Origin of the sequence: Acetobacter malorum, assembly GCF_002153605.1 — a bacterium.
GTDB classification, from domain to species: domain Bacteria; phylum Pseudomonadota; class Alphaproteobacteria; order Acetobacterales; family Acetobacteraceae; genus Acetobacter; species Acetobacter malorum_A.
The window spans coordinates 40,432-57,376 of the sequence record NZ_JOPG01000017.1; the positions used below are offsets into that span (position 1 = coordinate 40,432).

The 16,945-nt window shown below is 58.2% G+C and carries 10 protein-coding genes; 3 read left to right on the forward strand and 7 right to left on the reverse strand.

Features of this window, described 5'->3' with window-relative positions; all coding sequences use genetic code 11:
* Positions 1 to 5: 5 nt before the first annotated feature.
* The 4 genes from HK23_RS07925 to HK23_RS07940 are packed head-to-tail and all read right to left on the reverse strand — an operon-like array spanning position 6 to position 9,707.
* A complete protein-coding gene (locus HK23_RS07925; RefSeq protein WP_086653551.1) occupies positions 6 to 3,935 on the reverse strand; it encodes a bifunctional nitrate reductase/sulfite reductase flavoprotein subunit alpha in 3,930 nt (1,309 codons plus the stop codon).
* 5 nt (positions 3,936 to 3,940) lie between these two features.
* On the reverse strand, positions 3,941 to 6,838 hold the full coding sequence (gene nirB / locus HK23_RS07930; RefSeq protein WP_086653552.1) for a nitrite reductase large subunit NirB: 2,898 nt from the start codon (positions 6,836 to 6,838) through the stop codon (positions 3,941 to 3,943).
* A 17-nt stretch (positions 6,839 to 6,855) separates the two neighbouring features.
* A complete protein-coding gene (locus HK23_RS07935; protein ID WP_256940113.1) occupies positions 6,856 to 8,526 on the reverse strand; it encodes an alginate export family protein in 1,671 nt (556 codons plus the stop codon).
* On the reverse strand, positions 8,523 to 9,707 hold the full coding sequence (locus tag HK23_RS07940) for a nitrate/nitrite transporter (protein WP_086653553.1): 1,185 nt from the start codon (positions 9,705 to 9,707) through the stop codon (positions 8,523 to 8,525). The genes HK23_RS07935 and HK23_RS07940 overlap by 4 nt, the downstream gene beginning before the upstream one ends.
* 226 nt (positions 9,708 to 9,933) lie before the next feature.
* Here HK23_RS07940 and HK23_RS07945 point away from each other — a divergent pair, with 226 nt between their 5' ends.
* Together HK23_RS07945 and HK23_RS07950 are read left to right on the forward strand one after the other, a co-directional pair.
* The gene (locus HK23_RS07945) at positions 9,934 to 12,567 is read left to right on the forward strand and encodes a M1 family metallopeptidase (protein ID WP_086653554.1); all 2,634 of its coding nucleotides are present in this window, start codon (positions 9,934 to 9,936) and stop codon (positions 12,565 to 12,567) included.
* Between the two features lie 158 nt (positions 12,568 to 12,725).
* Entirely contained in the window at positions 12,726 to 13,805 is a 1,080-nt protein-coding gene (locus HK23_RS07950) for a purine-nucleoside phosphorylase (protein WP_256940114.1), read from the forward strand.
* Positions 13,806 to 13,889: 84 nt separating this feature from the next.
* Here the strand turns inward: HK23_RS07950 and HK23_RS07955 are convergent, their stop codons facing one another.
* From HK23_RS07955 to HK23_RS07965, 3 genes are read right to left on the reverse strand one after another with little or no spacing between them, the layout of a single operon-like run.
* On the reverse strand, positions 13,890 to 14,819 hold the full coding sequence (locus tag HK23_RS07955) for a nucleoside hydrolase (protein WP_086653555.1): 930 nt from the start codon (positions 14,817 to 14,819) through the stop codon (positions 13,890 to 13,892).
* A 36-nt stretch (positions 14,820 to 14,855) separates the two neighbouring features.
* The gene (gene cdd / locus HK23_RS07960) at positions 14,856 to 15,290 is read right to left on the reverse strand and encodes a cytidine deaminase (protein WP_086653556.1); all 435 of its coding nucleotides are present in this window, start codon (positions 15,288 to 15,290) and stop codon (positions 14,856 to 14,858) included.
* Positions 15,283 to 15,915, reverse strand: a complete 633-nt coding sequence (locus HK23_RS07965) for a nucleoside 2-deoxyribosyltransferase (RefSeq protein WP_086653557.1) — start codon at positions 15,913 to 15,915, stop codon at positions 15,283 to 15,285. The genes cdd and HK23_RS07965 overlap by 8 nt, the downstream gene beginning before the upstream one ends.
* A gap of 193 nt (positions 15,916 to 16,108) precedes the next feature.
* Here HK23_RS07965 and HK23_RS07970 point away from each other — a divergent pair, with 193 nt between their 5' ends.
* Complete coding sequence (locus tag HK23_RS07970) at positions 16,109 to 16,915, forward strand: ribonuclease T2 family protein (protein ID WP_086653558.1); 807 nt, start codon at positions 16,109 to 16,111, stop codon at positions 16,913 to 16,915.
* Positions 16,916 to 16,945 lie beyond the last annotated feature (30 nt).

A 16,945-nucleotide genomic window follows, 5' to 3' on the forward strand; every position in this document is an offset into this window, starting at 1 on the left:
TTCGTTCAATACACGTCCCGCAGATAACGGCCACTGCGGGTAAGGTCGGTTATAAAAGCGTCTGCCTGCTCGCTTGTCATTGATCCATGTCGTGCAATAATTTTTTTCAGGGCGCTGTCAACATCCCGCGCCATGCGGGCGGCATCTCCACAGATATAGAAATAAGCCCCTTGGTTCAGCCAGTCCCAAAGTATGGCACCATGCTCTTCCATGCGGTCCTGCACGTAAATGCGCTCCGGCTGATCGCGCGAGAACGCGGTGTCCAGCCGTGTCAGGCAGCCTTCGGCCATAAAGGCTTCCAGTTCCTCACGGTAATAAAAACCGGTGCGTTCATGTCGTTCCCCAAAGAACAGCCAGTTCGGGCCAGAGGCCTTTCGGGCTGAGCGTTCCTGCAAAAAGGCTCGGAAGGGCGCAATGCCAGTGCCCGGCCCCACCATGATGACGGGCACGGTCTCATCCGCAGGCAGATGGAAATGCGTTGTGGGCTGTACAAACACCGGCACTGTATCACCAGCCTTTAGTCCTGCCAGCCATGTGGACGAGACGCCGGGATAAGGGGAGGTGTTGACGCCCACTGTGAGATGCACGCTGTCCAGACAGACAGTGGGGGAGGAGGAAATGGAATAAAGCCGCGGCTGCATCTGCCGGAAGAGCGTGGGCAGATCCTCTGGTGCCACAGGGGCCGGAAGGGTTGCGATAAGGTCTGGCAAATAACCGCTTTCCGTGCGGCCCAGTCGTTCCAGCAGTCTGGCGGATGGGCGTGAGAGGTCAAACCAGCGACGCAGTGCTTCGCCCAGCGAGGTGGGGCCGTGGTGGCGCAGCGTCAGGATGGTTTCTTCGGGCATCTGCAGGGCGGCCAGAACCTGTTGCACAATGTCCTCATTGTTGCGTGGCCAGACGCCCAGCGCATCGCCTGCTTTATAAGTTACGCCTGTGCCGGAAAGATCCAGTGTAATGTGGCATGTTTCCTTATCAGGGTCATTACCGGTCAGGCGGGTCACGCTGGCGAGGCGTGCCAGGGCCGGCGTGGTGCGGGTGATGCCAGGGGCCAGAGCCGGGGCGAGCAGGGCAGGGCTGGTTTCGGACGGCGCGGGGCCACCCAATACTGCCAGAAGCCGGGGCCGCCACTCTTCTACGGTGTCCTCATAATCCGGTTCACAGTCCACGCGGGGCAGGAGCGGTGTGCCGCCAAGTGCGCTCAGCCGTTCATCCAGCGCGCGACCAAACCCGCAGAAGCTGGCGTAAGAAGAATCCCCCAGTGCCAGCACCGCATAGCGGAGGGCTGGCAGGGTGAGGTCCTGTTCTTTGAGGGCCTCCCAGAACGGAGCAGCACTATCCGGTGGGTCGCCATCGCCAAAGGTGGAAACAAGAAACAACGCCGTGCCGGAAAGAGTGGCCGGGTCACACGCATTGAGTTCGGCCAGACGCACCGGATGCCCGTTTTCCCGTAGCCAGAGTGCAGTTTGTGCCGCCAGAGCCTCCGTGCGTCCGGTCTGGGAAGCCCACCAGAGAGTGAGGGTTGGAGCAGTGGCTTCTGTAGAAGGAAGGGGGGCCGCTGCTACCGGGGTGCGGGAATACAGCCCCGCCAGCAGGCCGTTGAGGTGCGCCCTCTGTGCGTCAGAAAGTGGGGCGGCTCCCGGCACAACAGGCACGCTGTCCTTTGGAGGAGCCATGCGCAGACCATCCAGAAAACCACTGAGCCAACCAAGGCTTTCCCCGGAAAAATCAGGCGCTTTCTGTGGTGTCAGACCCAGATGGCGGGCAAGCTGATCTGTGGGCATGATCTCTGTGCTTTCCTGAGCAGGAGGGGCGGCAGTCTGAACACGGGTCAGGGAGACGGCGCAGTGCTTGATGCCGGGCTGGAGAGAGACGGGGTCAATCGCATCCGGCGTGACGGCATTGATGCAGAGCACCTCGCCAAAGCGGTCATTCCAGTGGAAGGGCGCAAAGCAGGTGCCGGGGGCGACACGCCGGGAAATACGAGCCGGAAGTGTGGCGCTCCCCCGGCGGGAGCGGATTTCAACCGTATCGTTTTCGGCAATCCCAAGGTGTTTGGCGTCATCGGGGGCCAGTTCCAGAAAAGGACCGGGGTTGAGTTTGTTCAGTTGCTCCACCCGGCCTGTCTTGGTGAGCGTGTGCCACTGATGTTGCAGGCGGCCGGTATTGAGCAGGAAGGGGTAATCTTCATCCGGTTCGTCTTCCCGCGGCATCCATGGGCGGGCAAAGAACACCGCTTTCCCTGTGGGTGTGGCAAACACTGGGGGTGCGTCCGGGTTGGGGCGGTAGCGGATGGGGTGGCGTGGCGCGGTATCGCCTGCCGGGGCGGGCCATTGCACGGGGCCGTCTTTCAAACGACTATGGCTGATGCCGGAAATATCATAGCCCGTTACAGGGTTTGCAAAACGACTGGCTTCTGCAAAAACTTCCGCAGCGGAAGTGAAAGAAAACCCTTCCGCAAACCCCATGGCGCACGCCACGCGGGCAATAATCTGCCAGTCTGGCATGGCCTCGCCCGGAGGGGGCACAGCCTGCCGGGCAAGGGTCATGGTGCGGTCGGAATTAACCTGCACCCCATCGCTTTCCGCCCACAGCGCACCGGGGAGCAGGATATCGGCATAGGGGCCGGTTTCCGTATCCGCATAGGCATCCTGCACAATGACAAGCTCGGCTTTTTCAAGTGCAGCCTGAACTCTACCGCGCCGGGGTACGGTGGCGACAGGATTGGTGCAGATAATCCAGCACGCTTTGATGTGCCCTTCTGCCATATCCTGAAACAGGGCGATTGCACCCTCGCTGTTCGCATCCCGGATGGTGCCGGGGGGTAGGTGCCATTGCTGTTCACAAAAGGCGCGGTCCTGAGCCGAGAGCGCGCTGCGCTGGCCGGGCAGGCCGGGGCCCATATAGCCCATTTCCCGCCCGCCCATGGCGTTGGGCTGCCCGGTGAGGGAGAATGGTCCGGCCCCCGGTTTGCAGATAGCTCCGGTGGCCAGATGCAAATTGCACAAGGCATTGGTGTGCCAGGCACCGGAGGTGCTCTGGTTGAGCCCCATGGTCCACAAAGAGAGCCATTCACCTGCTTCCGCAATCCAGCAGGCGGCGGTTCGGATGTCCTCCTCTGCAAGGCCCGTCAGAGCGGCGACACGCTCTGGCGTGTAATCGGCCAGAAAAGTGGACATTTCCTCCCAGCCAGTCGTGCAGGTTGCGATAAAGTCCGTATCAATCGCACCATTTTCCACCAGAAGATGCAGTAGCCCATTAAGCAACGCGAGGTCTGTGCCGGGGCGGATTTGCAGGAAGAGATCGGCTTTGTCTGCTGTGGCAGTGCGGCGTGGGTCCACCACAATCAGTTTTGCCCCGGCCCGTTTACGGTCCATCAGGCGCAGGAACAGGATGGGGTGACAATCTGCCATATTCGCCCCGATGACGAAAAACAGATTGGTGCAGTCAAAATCTTCGTAAGAGCCGGGAGGGGCATCCGCCCCCAAGGAGAGTTTATAGCCCGTACCAGCAGCGGCCATGCACAGGCGGGAATTGGACTCGATATGCCGTGTGCGGAGGTAGCCTTTGACCAGCTTATTGGCGAGATACTGGGCCTCCATGGACATCTGGCCGGACACGTAAAGCGCAATGGCGTCCGGTCCATCTGTCTCCAGAATATGCTTCAGCCGTCTGGCTGTTTCCCCAATAGCAGTGTCCATGGAAACGGGAGCAGGTGGCGTAGCCCGGTCGGGCCGAAGCAGAGCGCAGTCCAGTCGGGCGGCGGAGGTAACGGGCTTGTCGCATGAGCTTCCTTTGGTGCAGAGCCGACCGCCATTGGCCGGGTGCGCGCTATCGCCCCGCACCCGGACAATTTTCTGGTCTTCCACGTCCATCACGATGCCGCAACCGACACCGCAATACGGGCAGACAGACCGGATTTCTTCCGCGCAGGCCATGCGGGTTACGCCATGGCAGCTTCCGCCGGGGCGGTGACTTTACGGGCACGGATTTCCACACGGCCCTTATGCAGTCGGGCATCCCAGGCGTGGATGGATTTGGACGCATCTTCCAGACAGGTGCCGTCCTCCAGATTAAAGTGCTGCTTGTAAAGCGGTGAGGCCACAACCGGCTGCCCGTGGAGATCCCCCATCAAACCACGGCCCAGCACATTGGCGTGGGAGAACGGGTCATGATTATCCACGGCAAAGACCCGTCCGCCCCCGTGCCCGTCTGGCTGATAGAACAGGGCAATCTGCGCGGTGTTATAGAGCGCCACCACGCCGGAGCGCGGCACAAGGTCACTCTGCGCGCACAGATCAGTCCAGTCCGTCGGGCCTGCCGAGATCGGCTGTTCTGGCTGATTGTCCGCAGGTTTGACCTGATCGCGCTCCGGCACGGTGCGAATGTTCGGGTCTGGGCGGGTATCGTTCACAAAGGTGCGGAAGCGTTTGAGTTTTTCCTCATCTGTCAGAGCATTTTTCCATTCGCACTGATAGGTGTCCACCACATGCTGCATCTGCTGTTCCAGCTCATCACAGATGCCAAGGCTATCGTTGATGATGACATCCTGCAGATACTCAAGCCCGCCTTCCAGATTTTCACGCCAGACGGAGGTCCGCTGGAGTTTGTCTGCCGTACGGATATAAAACATCAGGAAACGGTCAATATATTTAACCAGTGTTTCCGCATCGAGGTCCGTTGCAAACAGTTCCGCATGGCGCGGGCGCATGCCGCCATTACCGCACACATACAGGTTCCAGCCATTTTCCGTGGCAATCACGCCGACGTCCTTGCTCTGGGCTTCCGCACATTCCCGCGTGCAGCCGGAGACCGCAAATTTCAGCTTGTGGGGAGAGCGCAGGCCTTTATAGCGGTTTTCCAGATCCAGCGCCTTGCCCACACTGTCCTGCACGCCATAGCGGCACCATGTGCTGCCAACGCAGGATTTTACCGTGCGGGTGGATTTGCCGTAGGCGTGGCCAGTTTCAAACCCGGCATCCAGCAGTTCCCGCCAGATCTCGGGCAGCTGATGCAGTTGCGCGCCGAACAGATCCACGCGCTGGCCGCCGGTAATCTTGGTGTAGAGGTTATATTTTTTGGCAACCTGCCCCAACACAATCAGCTTGTCTGGCGTAATCTCGCCCCCGGCAATACGCGGCACAACGGAGTAGGTGCCGTTCTTCTGCATGTTGCCCATGAACGTGTCGTTCGTATCCTGTAGCGGGATATAGAGCGGGTCCGTAATGGGTTTGTTCCAGGCAGATGCCAGAATGGAGCCGACAGCCGGTTTACAGATATCGCAGCCCAGACCGCCGTTGCCATACTGCGCCATCAGTTCTTCAAAACTGCGGATGTTATGCACGCGTACGAGGGAATAGAGTTCCTGCCGTGTGTAGGAAAAATGTTCGCACAGGCTGTGGTCAACGGTAATGCCGCGTGCGGTCAGTTCCGTTTCAAAAACGCTTTTCAGCAGCGCGGAACATCCGCCACAGCCGGTGCTGGCTTTTGTATCCTTCTTGAGCGTGGCGAGGTCCGTGCAACCTTGCTCAACTGCCGTGCTGATCGCCCCTTTGGTGACGTTATGACAGGAGCAGATGGTCGCGGTATCCGGCAGGGCGTCTGCGCCAAGCAGCTCCGCGCCTTCACCGCGCGGCAGGATCAAAACAGCCGGGTCAGCCGGGGGAGCGATCTCATTCTGCACATACTGAAAAATGGTGTCGTAGTAGGAATTATCTCCCACCAGCACAGCGCCGGTTACACGGCTACCGTCGGCGGACAGCACAAGGCGGCGGTAGGAGCCGTCTGGCTCGCCAATGAAGCGATAGCTGGTGCAGCCCGGCTCCCGCCCGTGCGCATCCCCGATCGAGCCGACATCCACACCCTGTAACTTCAGTTTTGTGGACATGTCCGCGCCGGTAAAAGCAGCTTCTGCATCACCGGCCAGCAGGTTTGCCACGGTGCGGGCCATGGTGTAGCCGGGGGCGACGAGGCCGAAAATCTGCCCTTCCCACAAGGCGCATTCGCCAACGGAAAAAATATCCGGGTCAGAAGTGCGGCACTGGTTATCGACCACAATGCCGCCGCGCGGGCCAATCTCCAGACCGCAGACACGCCCCAGCATGTCTTGCGGCTTGATGCCTGCTGAAAAGACAACCATGTCAGTTTCCAGTGTGGAACCATCAGCAAAAATCAGTTTATGGCGGTGGGTGGTGCCGGGTACGATTTCCTGCGTCTGATGCAGAACGCGCACATCAATGCCGAGCGCCTCAATCCGTTTTTGCAGGGCGCGTCCACCCTCTTCATCCAGCTGGGCGGACATCAGATGTGTGCCAAGCTGGATCACACTCACATCCATTCCCAGCACCTTGAGCGCGTTAGCTGCTTCCAGCCCAAGCAGGCCGCCGCCAATCACTGTGCCATGCTGTGCGCCTTGCGCTGCGGCGCGGATCAGGTCCAGATCTTCCAGTGTCCGATAGACCAGCCCGGCGGTGCCGGTGTTACCCGGAACCGGCGGCACAAACGGCGTGGACCCGGTTGCGAGAATGAGAGTGGTGTAGGGCAGGATTTCGTTTTCTGTTGTAACGGTTTTTGCCGCACGGTCGATGTCTGTAATACGGCTGTTCAGGTGTAGTGTAATGCCGTGCGCTGTATGAAAATCTTCCTGATGTAGCCGCAGGGCCAGTGCGTCCTGCCCGGTCATGTAATCGGTCAGATGCACACGGTCATAAGCGTGGTGCCGTTCTTCCCCAAAGACATGAATCTGGTGGGTTTCGTGCAGGCCGTGCATGACGAGCTGTTCCGCACAGTAATGGCCAACCATGCCGTTGCCGACAATAATGATGTTGCCTTTGGTGGACATGATTTTTCTCCCCGCCTTTAAAACTTGAATTCGAGCGTCTGCATATAAAGCGCGCCCTCTTTGGCCCCGACATCCCGCATCCCGCGGGAGAGAAGGATGCCTTCAATATCGTGCGTCCAGGCCCAGTGCGGCGCAAAGTTCCAGGAAAGCTGGGTGTAGGGCATGACACCTGTAAAGCCGCCATGCAGATTATTGCGCCAGTTGTAGATTTTGCCGTTCCCGCCATAAATGGCGTCCTGCGTGCTGGCGCGCCAGAAAACAGGCACGTGCAGCTTGAGGTGCAGAGTAGGGAGCATGGTAAAGTTGGCGATAGGGCCAACGCCAATCAGGTTTTGTGAGGTGAGAGAAAGCGAAAGATCATTATAATACGGCAGCGGCACAAACGGCGTGGCAAACGTGCCCACGGCGCCGCCCTGACTGCGGTCAGACCCGCCGGAGAACAGGTCTCCCTGCACACCAAAGCCCGGCTTGCCGGCCCAGTCAGAGCGTGTGTACGTAATGCTGCCGTTTATGGCATATGCGCGCACAGAGCGGGTGCTCTGGCTTGTCTTGGCCGGGCGGAATTCACCGCCCTGAAAAATACCGGTCAGACTGGTGCTGAAAGGCCCGACATTGCCCCAGAGCCGCACGCCCACATTGTCTCGCCGTGTGGAGCCTTTCTGTGTGCCGCCAACCGTTGCCGTGGGGATAGAAGCCGCCGCGCCGCCATACAGATAGCCGAGGAAAAACAGATCCGCGAACATCTGGCTTTTCTGCCCCATGAATTTGAAGGAGGGCAGGGCCGTGGAGCTATAAGCTCCATACAGGCGCGCATTGTAATTGGTGCCGTCTGCAAAAACCTTTTGCGGCAGCTTGTTGGTCTGCATGAAGTCGAACAGGTCAAGCCGGAACCGGTTCCAGACGGCATAGCCCCGGAAGCCGTCCCATGTTTGCTGCACGTTGGTCAGATCACGCGGGGACTGCATGGAAACCGGCGCATCAAGAAAGACCTGCCGCCCGCCAATAACACCCATCTGTGCGCCCAGAAGCCGCCCTTTGACTTCCAGAATCCCTTGCTGGAGGTCCAGACTTTCACGCTGGACACCCGTCTGATAGCCATAGGTGTTGGAGCCACCAGCTACGCCATACAGGAATTCCGCATAGGCACGCACATGCTCGCCCAGATGCAGGTCCGCCCCATACTGGTTGCGCAGCAGAACGCGGCTGGCGTTGGTTTTTCCGGCCTGCCCCTGCATGGGCTGGTTTTCAAAAATATAGCGCAGGCGTTCCTCGCCGCTAAAGCTCATCCAGATGCTGCCGCTGTCATTCAGCCGCACATATTTCAGGCGGTTAAACCAGTCATTTTTCCGAATGTTGGGCGGTGTGCGAGCCAGATCACTCCAGTCTTCAGTCCATCGGGCCTGGCCATAACCATTCACCACGCCAAAGCCGGAGGCTGCATTGTTTCCGGCATTAAAAATCTGCCAGTCCGGGTGGTAGAGAGAGCCTTTGAGCATCGCCTTTTTATCCGGGATGGCCAGAACAGGCACCGGCACCACGGGGGTCAGCGGAGTAGCTGCTGCTGGCGGCACGGGCTTTTGCGCTTTGGGCTGTGTCTGCTCATCTGCCCACGCTGTGCCAGTGAGGGCGACGCTCAGAACAAGGCTGCCTGATCTCCAGTTTTGAAAGCAGCGCATAACACGTCTCATTGAGCGTTCTCCGTCCAACGGCGATGACACGCCGTGACGCACCCGCAAGCAACGAGACAGACAAGTGCGAAGGTTAAAAAGCCGGGTCCGTAAGAGCCCGTCATCTGGCGAGCGGCCCCGAGGGAGGAGGCAAGGTAAAACCCGCCGACACCGCCAGCCATGCCCACAAGCCCGGTCAGAATGCCCACCTGCTGCGGAAAGCGGATGGGGACCAGCTGGAACACGGCCCCGTTGCCAAGCCCCAGTGTGAGCATGCCCAGAAAGAAGGCGCTGAACGCCAGATAGACAGACGGCAGGCCGGTTGCGATCAGCAGGAAGATGACCCCCGCGAACCCGTAGAGCAGCATGAGTGCTTTTGTGCCGCCTACGCGGTCGGCCATGGCCCCGCCAACCGGACGGATGAAGGACCCTGCAAAAACCACAAAAGCCGTGCAGGCTCCGGCAATGGCGGGGGGCAGGTGATACTGGTCATTAAAATAAATGGTCAGGAAGGCCGCCAGACCGACAAAGCCGCCGAAGGTGACGCTGTAGAAGAACATCAGCGCCCAGCAGCCGCCGGATTTCAGGATAGGCCCCCACGCGGCAAGGGTGGGCATGGTGGGGCGCGCAGCAGGCTCCCGTGCCAGAAACAGGAAGGCAATCAGCACGATCACCAGCGGAATGGTGGCCAGCCCCAGAACATTCAGCCAGCCCAGCATGGCGGCCAGACCCGGGGCGAACAGGGAGGCTAGGGCTGTGCCGGAATTCCCGGCCCCAGCAATGCCCAGCGCGGTGCCCTGATAGCGCGGCGGATACCAGACGGAGGCCAGCGGCAGTGCAATGGCGAAGGACGCGCCGGCAACCCCCAGCACCAGTGCCACCCAGAACATGCTGGCGTAGGTGTGCGGGGCCAGAAACCATGTCAGCCACAGGCCAAGAACAACGCTGATCTGAGCGCCAATGGCCACGCGGCGTGGGCCGAAGAGATCCACCAGTGCACCTGCCAGCACCCGCAGGCCTGCCCCAGCCAGAACCGGGGTGGCGACAAGCAGACCCTTCTGGCCTGCATTGAGGTGCAGATCATGCGCGATGGAAATGCCCAGCGGCCCGAGCAGAACCCAGACCATGAAGGAGACATCAAAATACAGGAAAGCGGCAATGAGCGTCGGGGTATGGCCGGCTTTGAGAAACCCTTTATCCACAGAACGTCTTCCAGATGGCCCGCCAGTTCTGCGCGGAAAACCATCGCTCCTATGAGCCAGCGAACCGCCGTTGATTCGCCCTGTGTGCCGTCTCAGCCTTGGATAAGGCGCCGTGCCACCCCGCCGCCGTTGACGGAATGGTGATTATGTTAAGATAGTAGGATCGGAATAATCCGAAGTCAAAATGATTTCGATAAGTTAAACGGATTTTTAGGAGAATTATGGAATGCGTCGGCTTCTGACTTTGACAACCCTGCTGGCAGGGCTGCCGCTGGCCGGCCCGGTCTGTGCGGAACAGGTGTTCTCCTTTCAGCGCGCCGCAGGACAGTTGCCAAAAACTGTTGTGCCTGTCTCGTACGGTATCAATATTTCAACAGATATAGACAACCTTAAACTCACCGGGCAGGAAACCATTCAGGTTGACGTGCGCACCCCCACCACGGAGGTGACCCTTAATCAGGCAGGCCTGCATCTGGCTGAGGCTGTTCTGGATAACGGCGTGAAAGCCGGGATCACGCAGGACGATGCCGCTGAGACCGCAACGCTGCATTTCCCGGCAAAGGTCAGCAAGGGCGCGCATACGCTGGTCATCACCTATTCCGGGCCGATCCTGAAGACGCCGAACGGCATTTATGTGGATGACTACACGGCCCCTACCGGCGAGACAAAGCGGATGCTGGTCACGCAGTTTGAGGTGGCCGACGCCCGCCGCATGTTCCCCGGCTGGGATGAGCCTGCCTTTAAGGCAACCTTCCAGTTAAATGTTACGCTGCCTAAAGAGGCTGTTGCTGTCAGCAATATGCCAGTTACGCAGAGCACGCCGGAGGGCACGAGCCAGAAGCGTGTCTCCTTTGCTACCACGCCGCGTATGTCCACCTATCTGCTTGCTCTTGTTGCAGGGGATATGAAGTCCGTGCTGGGGCAGGCTGATGGCACGCCGCTGGCTGTTTATGCCCCGTCCGGTCTGGAAGGGCAGGGAGAGTATGCCCTACATGCCGCGGAAAATATTCTTCCTTATTACAACAGCTATTTTGGCGTGAAATATCCTCTTCCCAAAATGGATATGGTGGCTATTCCCGGAAACTATCAGGCCGGGGCAATGGAAAACTGGGGTCTGCTGACCTATATCGATAACGTCCTGTTGTTTGACCCCAAAAACAGCACACCCCGCACGCGCGAGTTGATTTATGAGGTTGTCGCGCATGAAATGGCGCATCAGTGGTCGGGTGACCTCGTCACCATGGGCTGGTGGGACAATATCTGGCTGAACGAAGGGTTTGCCTCCTGGATGGAGATCAAGGCGACAGACAAGATGAACCCGGACTGGGACATCTGGCCGCGCCAGCATGAAACGCGTGAGGAAACCATGGGCACGGACGCCCTGCCATCCACGCACCCCATCCAGCAGACCATTCATAATGTGAGCGAAGCTAACTCGGCTTTTGACAGCATCAGTTATGGCAAGGGTGAACTGGTGATCCGCATGCTGGAAGGCTGGCTGGGTGAAGACCATTTCCGTGACGGGATGCGTCTTTACATGAAGTCCCACGCTTATAGCAGCACCACCAGTCAGGATTTGTGGCAGGCGCTGTCTAAAACATCTGGTCTGGATGTTGGCCGCGCAGCCCGCAGCTTTACCGAACAGCCGGGTATTCCGCTGGTGAATGTGGCCTCTGCCTGTAAAGCCGGGAAAACGGTTTATACTCTGACGCAAAGCCGCTTTACCATTCATGACCCCCATCCGGCGGCCCAGACATGGATGGTGCCTGTTGTGGCGGGTGGCCCCGGTCTGGCAACGCAAAAGCTGGTTCTGGGCAAAGCGCCGCAGACACTCAGCGTTGCCGGGTGTGAGGCACCACTTAAGCTGAATCTGGGGGAAAGCGGGTATTATCGCGTGCAGTATAGCGCCCCGGCCTTTGCATCTCTGCTTAAAAACGCAACACATTTTGCACCGGTGGACAGAGCCAACCTGCTGGGGGACCAGTTTGCTCTGTTCCGCTCCGGGCAGGCTCCGCTTTCCGCGTATATGGATCTGGCGGATAGCCTGCTTTCTGCTCAGGAAAGCGATATTGCTGTGCTGGAGGAAATTATTGGCCGGTTTGAAACACTGGACCAGTATCTGAAAGGCAGCCCGGACCGCGCCACGTTCCGTGCCTATGCCCGTAAGCAGCTGACACCCGTTCTGGCGCGTCTTGGCTGGGACCAGAAAGCGGATGAAAACGTGCTGGACACTATGCTGCGTCCGTCCGTTATTTCTGTGCTCGGCAGGTTTGAAGATCCGGCTGTGGTGGCGGAAGCAGGGAAGCGCTTTGCCCGCTGGCAGGCTGACCCGGCGTCTTTAAAGCCTGATCTGGTAGGGGTTGTGGCGCGTATTGCCATGACGCATGCGGATGAGAAAACCTATGCCGCTATGGCAGAGAAAGTCCGCACCACGCAGGCAACAGAGGTCAAGCTGCGTCTGTTCAACGCGCTTGCCGCGGCGACAAATCCGGCCTTGATCGAGAAAAACGTCGCGCTGGCTTATAGCGGTGCTATCCCCAATGGTCGGATTGCCATGGCGCTGGGCCGTGTGGCGGATGAGAGTGAAAATCCGGATCTGGTCTGGCAGCTGGTCAAACAGCATGAGGCGGAGATCAGAACGCATCTCGCTCCGTGGTCTCAGGATGGGTTTCTGGCTGCGATTGCCGCTTATTCTGACAATCCGGACGTAGCGCATGCGCTTGAGGCGGACCCGTCTTCCAGCAAAACGACGGGTGGTAAAATTGCTGCTGCAAAAGCACTGAGTGAAATTGGTGCACGTAAAGAGGCGATGCAGGCGGCTCAGTCTCAGCTGCATACATGGCTGGGTGCGCAGCACTAAACACACGCTGCCCTTTTATCCCCGCCCTTAATTAATAAGGGCGGGGAATGTCTCTCCTGCATTCTGATGCGGATAAAAGACGGTATTTCGAGGTTTCAGGAATACCGTTTCAGACCATAATTCTTTCTAAAAAGTGTGCCTTGAGTATGGATCAAAGAATGAAAGCGCTTGCCTTATGCTGCGGGCTGGCGGTCACACCTGCTTTTGCACCCTGCTCTGTTGCCGCAGCAGCTCCCCGTCTGGAGCCAAAGGTCATTGTGGTGGCAGGCTGGGAAAATGGTGCGGATACTGGAGATGCGCCGGGGGAATATCAGTTTTGGGTCGAGCGTTTGCATATGGACAAGCGTGTGCCGGTTGCTGGAATTCCCACACAAATTCTGCGGAGTAATAAAGACGGGGTGTATGGCCTTGTTTTAAAGGATGGTGTGACAGATCTTGCCGCTCTGGCGCTTGATCCGCATTTTGACCTTCACCATACATACTGGATTTTTACGGGAATTTCCGGGGTTAATCCAAACGTGGCCTCGGCAGGCAGCGTCGCATGGGCGCGCTGGGTTGTGGATGGCGATGCGCTGCGTGAAATAGATGATCGCACAATTCCTAAAGGCTGGCCTTATGGGCTGTATGCGATTGGTGCTGAGAAACCCAATACCCTCCCCAGTGACCCTAACCATTATGGGTCTGTGACCGATGTGGAGGAACTCACAAAAGCCTATCCGCTCAACCGTGGTTTGGAACATTGGGCGTATACCATCAGTCGCACTGTGCCGCTGCGGGATGATCCTGCTCTGGCTGAACGACGGACGCAGTGGGCGGGGTATCCCAATGCTCAGAAGCCGCCCGCCATTCTGGAGGGTGAAACATTAGGCGCGCTCCGCTACTGGCATGGGGCGGAGCGCAACATATGGGCAGAAGACTGGGTCCGTCTGTGGACGAGAAATCAGGGTCAGTTTGTTATGACCAATGAGGAAAGCCAGACTAATCAGGTGGAAATGCGCGTGCTGGCACGGTTTGGTGCGATCGACCCGCAGAGGGTCATGGTGTTGCGCTCAGGCAGCAATTTCAGCATGCCTCCGCCCCATATGTCCATTACGCAGTCTATGGGGGATGAAGGGCCGGGGCAGGTGGTCGCTTTTGACAATAACGAACGCGCAGGCGCCCCGGTGATTGCTGAGCTCGTTGCACATTGGGACCGCTACCGCACGCATATTCCCTCAGTTACAGGAACAGGGCCGTAAAGCACGCTTTGCGTTTTTTGTTCATTTTATTGAATGTTTGATAAGGAAGGCCGGAGCGTGATCTATGCTCCGGCCTGAGCTATATTAAAGGTCAGACAGGCGTTCGACAATCAGATCGTACACGCCATCCACATCAACTTCCCGCATGAACAGGGCGTTTTTCTTTTTATCGGTAATGCCCCACCAGTCCACCACGCTCATCCCCAGTGTCAGCGCGCTGTCGGTTTCAATTTCCACATTCACCTGACGGCCACGGTAGAGTTCGGGTTTAAGCAGCCAGAGCACGGTATTCGGGTCATGCAGCGGGCCGCCATCTGTGCCGTATTTTGTGGCTTCAAAGCGTTTTTCAAACTGCAACCATGCCGCCACAATCGGGCCAATCCGGTTGGGGATGGCCTCAATACGCTCAAGGCGTGCCTTGCTGGTGTGGAGCTGATGCGTGACATCCAGCGGGAACACCACAATTTTCACACCGGATTCAAACACCATGCGTGCCGCATGCGGGTCCACATAGATGTTGAATTCTCCGGTTGGGGTAATATTCCCCACTTCGGAAAACGCACAGCTCATCATGACAATCTGCCCAATGCGCTCACGCAGTGCAGGCTCTTTGGCCAGCGCGAGGGCAATGTTGGTCAGCGGTCCGATTGTGCAGAGTGTGATGGCACCGGGCGGATTTTCCATCACCGTGCGGATGATAAAATCAACCGCATGGCCCGGTGTTGCTTTCCGGCTCGGCGGGGGCAGGTCCACCCCTTCAAACCCTGTTTTGCCATGCACATGGGTTGCCGTCACACCGGGGCGAATGAGCGGACGATCCGCACCTGCATGCACGGGGATATCCGTGCGTCCTACCAGATCGAGCGTCTTAAGGGCATTTTCAGTCGTTTGCTCAACGGGCACATTCCCGGCAACTGTCGTCACACCCAGAAGCTCAATTTCCGGGCTGGCGAGCGCCAGCAGGATGGTCAGGGCATCGTCCTGCCCGGGGTCCGTATCGATAATGATCTTCATGCGTCGTTCCTGCAAAAATCTGTCTGATAACACGTCTCAGGCCGCGGTTTCGTCCGCGCCCGTTTCAAGGTTTTCAGGGCCAAAAGAGTGGGGAAGGAGGGCATGAAGGTCGTCTTTAAACAACTGCGTACCGTTTTCATCCACCACCAGAACACAGGTCCGTTGCGTTGCAAATTCACGGATTTTCTGGCGGCATCCCCCGCACGGCAGGCAGGGGGCTGGTCCTTTCCCGGCAACCATAATGGTCGCAATTTTACGGGAGCCACCGGCGGCCACCATGGCGGAAATCGCCCCGGCTTCCGCACATACCCCTTCCGGATAGGCGGCGTTCTCAACATTGCAGCCTGAAAAGACCTCACCGTCTTCTGTGATTAAGGCGGCCCCCACCAGAAAGCGCGAATAGGGCGCGTAGGCATTGCTGCGGGCGGCCAGAGCTTTCTGTGTCAGGGTTGCTACGGTTTTTTCATCCATGAGACGTCTCCTTTTCCTTAGCAGCGCCATAAATCAGGTTAGCCAGATCAGAGGCCGCAGCCCGGAATGCGCTCAGGATATCGTCCGCGATTGCGATATCGCCGCCCGCCTGCCGGATAAACCCTTCCACCATGGCGTTTTGTAACAGACCTTCGGAATGCACGATCATGCTGTCCGCATCCAGCCAGCGCACTCTGGCCCCATCGTGCGGGCGCTCTTCCGTCAGCGGCGTGTGCCAGGCCTGTTCAAAATAGCTCTGCACTTTTTCATGATAAAAGCGGCCATCTACCGTATAGCCCGCCATTGGCTTGTTCTGGGCGGCCATATAGCCAATTTCCACAGCGGTGCCGGGGTCCATATCCGCAGCGCGGCGGAAGGGATCGATGCAGAAAAGGGCTGCGTCACACTCATCCATCAGGCCGCGATCCAGCTGGGCGATCAACAGGCTGGTGGCTTTGCCGGGCGGCAGCGCTTCGACCTCATCCTGGCCATCAAAAGGCGAGACACCGTGCAGGCGGACGGCCAGACAAATTTCTTTAAACGCACTGAAAAGCTGTTGTGCGTTTTTCCTGAAGACAAGGTCTCCACCAAGGTAAACCTTGGGGTAATCCTGAGTTTCGGTCATAAAGTCTTTCCTGTTGTGGCGGCCGTGCTGCTTTTCTGGCGGGCGCAGAGTGTTATACAAATTATGAGAAACAATACGTTTCCATTATAAAAATCATAGACACCGCACACGATGTAAGCAACACTAATAGCTTTGCACATCAGCAGGATAGCGCTTTTTCCTTTCCCCTTTCTGCGTAAGGATCAAACAGGGTATGCGGGCAGTACAGTTTCTTTTTTCCGGCATGATGGCTGCCTGTTTTCTGCTGTCCGGGTGTGCTCAGCATCCTTCAGCACCGCCTGCGGGTGGGGCGGCGGATATGGCGCTCACAGCACCCCGGCATGGAGATTTTGGGCACTATACGCTTGCCCTCACATGGCAGCCCGGTTTCTGCACAGGGCCGGAGGGGAACTCCTGTCAGGCCGATCAACCCCACACGCCGCTTATCGGGCTGCACGGGCTTTGGGCGTCCCGCCCGTCTGATCTGATAAGGGCGCAGGTGCCCGTTACGACATGGTGGCGTAAAGGGTGCAGCCTGTATGATGGGGAGATGGCATCCGCGTTCCCCACGCTCTCCGATGGCTTGTCGCATCGTCTGTCAGAGGTCGTGGCTCATACGCACTCCAGTCTGGTGGCGCATGAATACACCAAACATGTGCAGTGCTTTGGGATGGAGGGAGAGCAGTTTTTCTCCGTCGCGTCCCGGCTGCGGGATCGGTTTGCGGAGCTTCCTTCAGCACAGCATCTGACGGCCGAGGCCGGCACGCGCGTTACTAAAGCCGAGCTAACCAGTCAGATTGAAGCAGATACCGGGCCTCTGCCGGAACGAGGTGTGCAGTTCCAGTGCAACAAGACGCAGCAAGGGGAGGCTGTTCTCTCGCAGATATGGTTCACGCTTAAACCCACGTCTCTGGACAAATTTCCAAAAACGGATGCTTTCCTCAGCAGTCCGCAAATGCAGGATAATTGCCCCGCGCAGTTTCTTGTTCCTCAGTGGACTGCTTCTGGTGCGCGTCCGTAAAAGCCTGATGCCCGTACGCAAAGCAGGCTC

What these genes read in the sequence shown, in the direction of transcription:
- HK23_RS07970 (WP_086653558.1), top strand. Translation starts at nt 16,109, where the DNA reads ATGCGGGCAGTACAGTTTCTTTTTTCCGGCATGATGGCTGCCTGTTTT.
- HK23_RS07955 (WP_086653555.1), bottom strand. Translation starts at nt 14,819, where the DNA reads ATGAAGATCATTATCGATACGGACCCCGGGCAGGACGATGCCCTGACC.
- HK23_RS07965 (WP_086653557.1), bottom strand. Translation starts at nt 15,915, where the DNA reads ATGACCGAAACTCAGGATTACCCCAAGGTTTACCTTGGTGGAGACCTT.
- HK23_RS07950 (WP_256940114.1), top strand. Translation starts at nt 12,726, where the DNA reads ATGAAAGCGCTTGCCTTATGCTGCGGGCTGGCGGTCACACCTGCTTTT.
- cdd (WP_086653556.1), bottom strand. Translation starts at nt 15,290, where the DNA reads ATGGATGAAAAAACCGTAGCAACCCTGACACAGAAAGCTCTGGCCGCC.
- nirB (WP_086653552.1), bottom strand. Translation starts at nt 6,838, where the DNA reads ATGTCCACCAAAGGCAACATCATTATTGTCGGCAACGGCATGGTTGGC.
- HK23_RS07935 (WP_256940113.1), bottom strand. Translation starts at nt 8,526, where the DNA reads ATGAGACGTGTTATGCGCTGCTTTCAAAACTGGAGATCAGGCAGCCTT.
- HK23_RS07925 (WP_086653551.1), bottom strand. Translation starts at nt 3,935, where the DNA reads ATGGCCTGCGCGGAAGAAATCCGGTCTGTCTGCCCGTATTGCGGTGTC.
- HK23_RS07945 (WP_086653554.1), top strand. Translation starts at nt 9,934, where the DNA reads ATGCGTCGGCTTCTGACTTTGACAACCCTGCTGGCAGGGCTGCCGCTG.